This window comes from Muricoccus nepalensis (assembly GCF_006438825.1).
GTDB classification, from domain to species: Bacteria; Pseudomonadota; Alphaproteobacteria; order Acetobacterales; family Acetobacteraceae; genus Roseomonas; species Roseomonas nepalensis.
The window spans coordinates 1-5746 of sequence record NZ_RCZP01000092.1 but is presented as its reverse complement, the minus strand read 5'-3'; the positions used below and the strand labels follow the sequence as shown (position 1 = coordinate 5746).

At 67.5% G+C, this 5746-nt stretch carries 5 protein-coding genes; 3 read left to right on the top strand and 2 right to left on the bottom strand.

The window, feature by feature from the left end; translation table 11 throughout:
* A partial coding sequence (locus EAH89_RS30270) for a DUF697 domain-containing protein (RefSeq protein WP_140887816.1) occupies window positions 1-836 on the top strand: 836 nt, incomplete at its 5' end.
* 27 nt (window positions 837-863) lie between these two features.
* Here the strand turns inward: EAH89_RS30270 and EAH89_RS30265 are convergent.
* Together EAH89_RS30265 and EAH89_RS30260 are read right to left on the bottom strand one after the other, a co-directional pair.
* Entirely contained in the window at window positions 864-1724 is an 861-nt protein-coding gene (locus tag EAH89_RS30265) for an EAL domain-containing protein (RefSeq protein ID WP_338325565.1), read from the bottom strand.
* A gap of 144 nt (window positions 1725-1868) precedes the next feature.
* Window positions 1869-3899, bottom strand: coding sequence for a methyl-accepting chemotaxis protein (locus tag EAH89_RS30260; protein ID WP_140887814.1), 2031 nt, complete (start codon window positions 3897-3899; stop codon window positions 1869-1871).
* 840 nt (window positions 3900-4739) lie between these two features.
* Between EAH89_RS30260 and EAH89_RS33800 the strand changes: the two genes are divergently transcribed.
* Together EAH89_RS33800 and EAH89_RS30250 are read left to right on the top strand one after the other, a co-directional pair.
* A complete protein-coding gene (locus tag EAH89_RS33800; RefSeq protein WP_140887811.1) occupies window positions 4740-5276 on the top strand; it encodes a PAS domain-containing protein in 537 nt (178 codons plus the stop codon).
* Window positions 5164-5746: PAS domain-containing protein (locus EAH89_RS30250; RefSeq protein WP_140887809.1), on the top strand; the 583-nt coding region annotated here is incomplete at its 3' end. The genes EAH89_RS33800 and EAH89_RS30250, both read left to right, overlap by 113 nt.

The following is a 5746-nucleotide window of genomic DNA, read 5'->3' as shown; positions in this document are numbered from 1 at the left end:
TGCCGGGCGGGCGCGTCGACCACCAGTGGACCCCTGACCTGCTGCAGCCCCGGCCGGCGCCCACGGCCTCGCTGCACCCGATAGCGATGGGCTTGGTCTTGCTGCTGCTGGGGTGGCTGGTGCTGTCAGCCCTGGGCTTCGTCGGCGATCAGTTCGCCCGTTCGGTCACGCTGGGTTGGGCCACGGTGCTCGTGTTCAGCAYCGGGCTGCTGGCGGTGCTCTGGGGAACCTGGCGAGAGGGACGCGCCTTCCGGCAGCTGCGGCGGGTCGACGCGCTCCGTGCCCTGCTGGCGGAGGAYARCGGACCCGTTCTGCCCGCGCGTGCCCTGGCGCTCGATTGGCTGGSCTCCCTCAACGAGTTGCCTGGGCTCGCCGCCGCGCGAGAGGCGGCAGGCACGGCAGCGGATGTGCCGCTACTGCGGGCGGCACTGCGGCGGCACCTGGCCGGACCGCTGCAGAGCGCCACCCAGCGGGCAGGGGGCCAGGCCGCGCTCGAGGGTGGAATCGTCGTGGCAATCAGCTCCTCACCAGCGCTGGACGGGGTGCTGGCGGGGCTGCGTGGCCTTTCCTTGCTGCGGCAGGTGGCGGCGATCCATGGCATGCGGCCGGGTGCGGTGGTGACGCTCTCGCTGCTGCGGCGACTGGCCTGGACGGCGGCGGGCACCTCGGGAATGGATCTACTCGGGCAAGGGCTGGCGGACAGCGCCCTCTCGCACCTGCCGGTACTCAGACAACTCGCCGCTGCCCTGCCGGGCTCTGGCCTCACCGCGCTGCGCCTCAAACGCCTCGCCGACGTCGCCGCTCAGGCGTGCTCGCCTCTCGAAGAGACGCTGTAGGGCACCCGCATTCCACCGCCCCACCACTCAGGCGAGGGCGGAGATGGGTGGCAGCTCCTCGAAGGCAGGACGGGCGAACAGGTACCCCTGCACGAGGCGTACGCCGAGATCGCGCAGGGCATCCAGCTCAGCGCGGGTTTCCACGCCTTCCGCCACCGCGGCGATGTTGAGTTCGGCGCAGACCGACAGCACGGCGCCCACGATGGAGCGCCGGACGCGGTCATCGTTCAAGCCGCGGATCAGCTCCATGTCGAGCTTGACCACGTCCGGCTGAAAGCGGGCGAGCAGGCCGAGACCCGCGTAGCCCGCGCCGAAGTCGTCGATGGCCACGCGAAAGCCGCGCGCCCGGTACTCGCGGAAGATGGCGGTCAGGTGATCGGGGTCGTCCACCTTCTCGCCCTCGGTAACCTCGAACTGCAGTCGATCCAGGGGAAAGCGGTGCCGGCGCGCCGCCGCCAGGGTGGCCCGCACGCAGTTCTCGGGACGATACATCGCGCCGGGGATGAAGTTGATGGACAGGGTGGCGCCGCTCTCCACCATGCCCAAGCGGGACGCCAGCTCAATTGCTCTGACCCGGCAGGACTGATCGAACGCATAGCGGTTCGCGTGGGTGACCTGCGCCAGCACAGTAAGCGCCGGCTCGCCGGCAGGGCCACGCACCAGGGCCTCGTAGGCGTGCACGCGGCCAGCAACGACGTCGACGATGGGCTGGAAAGCCATGGAGAAGGGAAAGGGCGCGGCCAGTCCGCTCGAGCAATCGCCACACCCTCCCTTGAACACCGCAGGAGAAGGCACGCGATCGTCTCCGGGCGTTCCGCCGTTCATAGTCGAGGCGAGTTCGCGTCCTGACAGCGTAGGGCTTTGCACACCTTGGGCGATTGGATCCACGCGACTGCTCCCCTCTCGTTGATCTGAGGCTCGGTGGCAGGCAAGGGCAATAACGTTATTGACGGGCAGTTGGTAGCTGCATGGCTGTTCCTCGTCCGACCAAGAAGGCGGACGAGGGTTCGCGGGTGGGGAAGGGATGCCGCCTTAGGCAGCCTTGTTGGAGCGGCTCTTCAGGCCATCCATGGCGCGGGTGACGAGGGCCTGGGTTGGCGCGTCCTGCCGGAAAGCGACGTCCAGCACTCCCTCTCGTGAGCTGACAATGCGCGCCCAAGCGAAGTCGCTCTCCCCGGGCAGGCCGACCAAGACCTCAGCCCCAACATCGCAGGGCCACTCGCAGGCGAGCGACGCACCGCCGAGCGAGATGTCCCGCAGGGTCGCCGAGCCGGTGCCGTAGGTCGCGCACTTAAGCCTTGTTGGTGCGCCAGCACCGGGGATGCGCTCGTACTTGCCGCGCTCATCGCCACTCTGGACAGCGCGCATGGCGTTGAGGAAGTGATCCACGTCCTGGCGCAGCCCGTCGGACTGCCCGGCCACCTGGTCGGCTGCCTGAAGGACCGTGCCGCTGATCGCGCCGGACTGCTCGGCCGTCGCGCACACGTCGCGCATGGCATGGGTGGCGCTGTCCGTCACCTTGGACACAGCCTGCACCTGGACCGCAATCTCCCTTGTGGCCGCGCCCTGCTGCTCGACCGAGGCGGCGATGGCGCTCGCGATCTCGCTGACCTGGTCAATGGCCGCGGCCACGCCCCGGACCGCCTCCACCGCTTCACCCGTCGCGGCCTGGATGGCGCCCACCTGGGCGCCGATGCGGCTGGTTGCCTGCGCCGTCTGGCTGGCGAGTTGCTTGACCTCGGCGGCCACCACCGCGAAGCCCTTGCCGGCGTCCCCGGCGCGGGCCGCCTCGATGGTCGCGTTCAGCGCCAGCAGGTTGGTCTGCCCGGCGATGTCCGAGATCAGCCGCACCACCTCGGTGATCTGGCCCGCCGCGTCGCTCAGGCCGGCAACCGTCGTGTCGGTGCTCCTGGCTCTGGCCACGGCGTCCTGGGCGGCAGTTGCGGCCTGCCCCACCTGACGGGAGATCTCGCCGACGCTGGCGGTCAGCTGCTCCGTAGCCGCGGCCACGGTCGCGAGGCTCTGCGAGGAGGCATTCGCGTCGGAGACGGTGCTTTCCATCTCAACCTTGGTCTTCTCCGCGGCCTCGGCCATGCCGGCGGCGGCGGAGCGCATGCCATCGGCCGAACCGGTCAGCTTGACGAGGACGCCAGAGACGGTGGTCCCGAAGTCGGTGGTGAGCCGCTCCATGGCCTCACCGCGGCGGTCCTTTGCCGCGCGCTCGGCGGCGGCCTCGTTCTCGGCCTGGCGCGCCCGCAGAGCCCCGTCCCGGAGCACCTCGATGGCGCGTCCGATCTGGCCGAGCTGGTCGGTGCGGTCAGCACAAGGAGCGGGCTGGTCAAGGTCACCGGCGGCGATGCCTCGAACAGCTCTGGCAAGGTCACCCAGTGGGCGAAGAGCCCGGCGCATTACCAGCAGCAACAGGCTGCCGACGACGAGGAGCAGGACGGCCCCGCCGAGAAGGCTGCCGTGTAGGATCCGGCTCACCGTAGCCTCTACCCCTGTGAGGGGAACTCCGACGTAGACAATGCCCACACGCTGCCCTTCAGGGTCGCGGAGAGGCTGATAGATCGTGAGGTGCGGCACGCCGAGGATGACGGCCTCGCCGCGGTAGGTCTCGCCGCGCCCGATCACCGCGTCACGCACGGGGCCTGCTGCGAGCTTAGTGCCGGTGGCGCGAGTGCCGTTCGCTGCCATGACGTTGGTGAGGACGCGCGTGTCATCCGCGAAGATGGTAGCATTGCCGCCGGCTAGCTGCCGGACCTTGTCGACGATGTCCTCACGTCCCTCGATGGAGTGGCCATTCAGGGTGAGCTTGCCGTCACGCAGCCGCCACTCCTTGCCTACGGGGCGCAAGGCATCTTCCAGGATCGCAAAGTTCGTTGTGAGAGCGGCTTGCGCCGACTCGAACTGCGCCCCCCGCACGTTCCACAACGTCCAGCCCACGACGCCGGTAATGGCAATCAGCACTGACAAGAGCGCGTAGCCGAGAAGCTGGACGACGATGCCCGGCCTTGAACGCATCAGTCGCGTTAACGAAGACGCCTGAATGTTGTCAGACACGTGAAGGACAACTCCAACGATACGTAACGCTTGTCGCAGTTTTTTCTTAAGGAGCGGTTTCGCCGTTCCTCGCCAGCGGAGAGGAATTCGCGGCTCTGAGGCGCCAAGTCGAGGAACTGGAGGAGGGACGACGCCGAGAGGTCTTCGAGCCAGCCCCCGACGTTATGGTTCTCGATGATTGGGGCAACCTTCTCGGGACGTTCAGAACGATGGGCGCGGCGGTGATTGCCATGCTCGCGGTAGAGGCCGGACCGCCTCGATGTCAAGCCGTGCACAACGACTACGAAACCGCCTGACGCGCTCCACTGAGGGCTGCGTCACGCTTGCGACAAGCTGTCCGTCCCCGCTGGGGCTGGCGCGCCGTTGAGGCGCCACCCCCCAACCAACCTTCGAGACTTCCTGCAACTAATGAGACCTGTGCGCGGATCTGGAAAACCGCAGGATTTAGCGTTCGGCGCTGACGCTTGGGCACCACACGTTGTGCCAAAGACCACCCGCGCACAGGTCTCCTTATACCGCCAAGCTTATGAAGTGACCTTTTGATCCAAGGATAGTTGGTGAGGGAGCGGAGACGGTCGCCCAGGCGACACCGGTGGCCGAACGGGACGTGGCCTCATAGGAGCCTGGAAGCGTCCGTCCCATCACTGTCTTATTCCGGGTTGGACTGCCATCTTAGCTCTGGCTGGGAGCCCGATCCCGACAGCTACCGCAAGCACCTCACAAGCGGCAGGTTTGCTCGAGGCGGCCGCATAAGCCAACGCACATCGCTGCGACACCGTTACTATTTTCGCAACCATTGTCCACGACATTGCGCGCGAGTATCGGTTTTGGAGACGCTTGATGTTGGATACGCGCTTGCCCGTCGGAACTGCCGGGGATGAGATCAGCTTGCGGGCGTTCTGGTCCGCCATCGACCGCTCGCAGGCGGTGATCGAGTTCGACTTGGCCGGCAACGTGCTGAGCGCCAACCGCAACTTCCTCACCGCCATGGGCTACACCGCGGACGAGGTCGTCGGCCGGCACCACAGTCTGTTCTGCGACGACGACCTTGCCCGCTCGGCCGAGTACCGGGAGTTCTGGGCGAGGCTCGGGCGCGGTGAGTTCACGGGCGGCGAGTACCTCCGGCTGGGCAAGGGTGGCCGCAAGGTTTGGATCCAGGCGACCTACAACCCCATCCTCGACGCCGAGGGCAAGCCGTTCAAGGNTGATCGAGTTCGACTTGGCCGGCAACGTGCTGAGCGCCAACCGCAACTTCCTCACCGCCATGGGCTACACCGCGGACGAGGTCGTCGGCCGGCACCACAGTCTGTTCTGCGACGACGACCTTGCCCGCTCGGCCGAGTACCGGGAGTTCTGGGCGAGGCTCGGGCGCGGTGAGTTCACGGGCGGCGAGTACCTCCGGCTGGGCAAGGGTGGCCGCAAGGTTTGGATCCAGGCGACCTACAACCCCATCCTCGACGCCGAGGGCAAGCCGTTCAAGGTGGTCAAGTTCGCCACCGACGTCACGGCGGCCAAGCTTGCCAACGCTGAGTTCGAGGGCAAGGTGGCGGCCATCGACCGCTCGCAGGCGGTGATCGAGTTCGACTTGGCCGGCAACGTGCTGAGCGCCAACCGCAACTTCCTCACCGCCATGGGCTACACCGCGGACGAGGTCGTCGGCCGGCACCACAGTCTGTTCTGCGACGACGACCTTGCCCGCTCGGCCGAGTACCGGGAGTTCTGGGCGAGGCTCGGGCGCGGTGAGTTCACGGGCGGCGAGTACCTCCGGCTGGGCAAGGGTGGCCGCAAGGTTTGGATCCAGGCGACCTACAACCCCATCCTCGACGCCGAGGGCAAGCCGTTCAAGG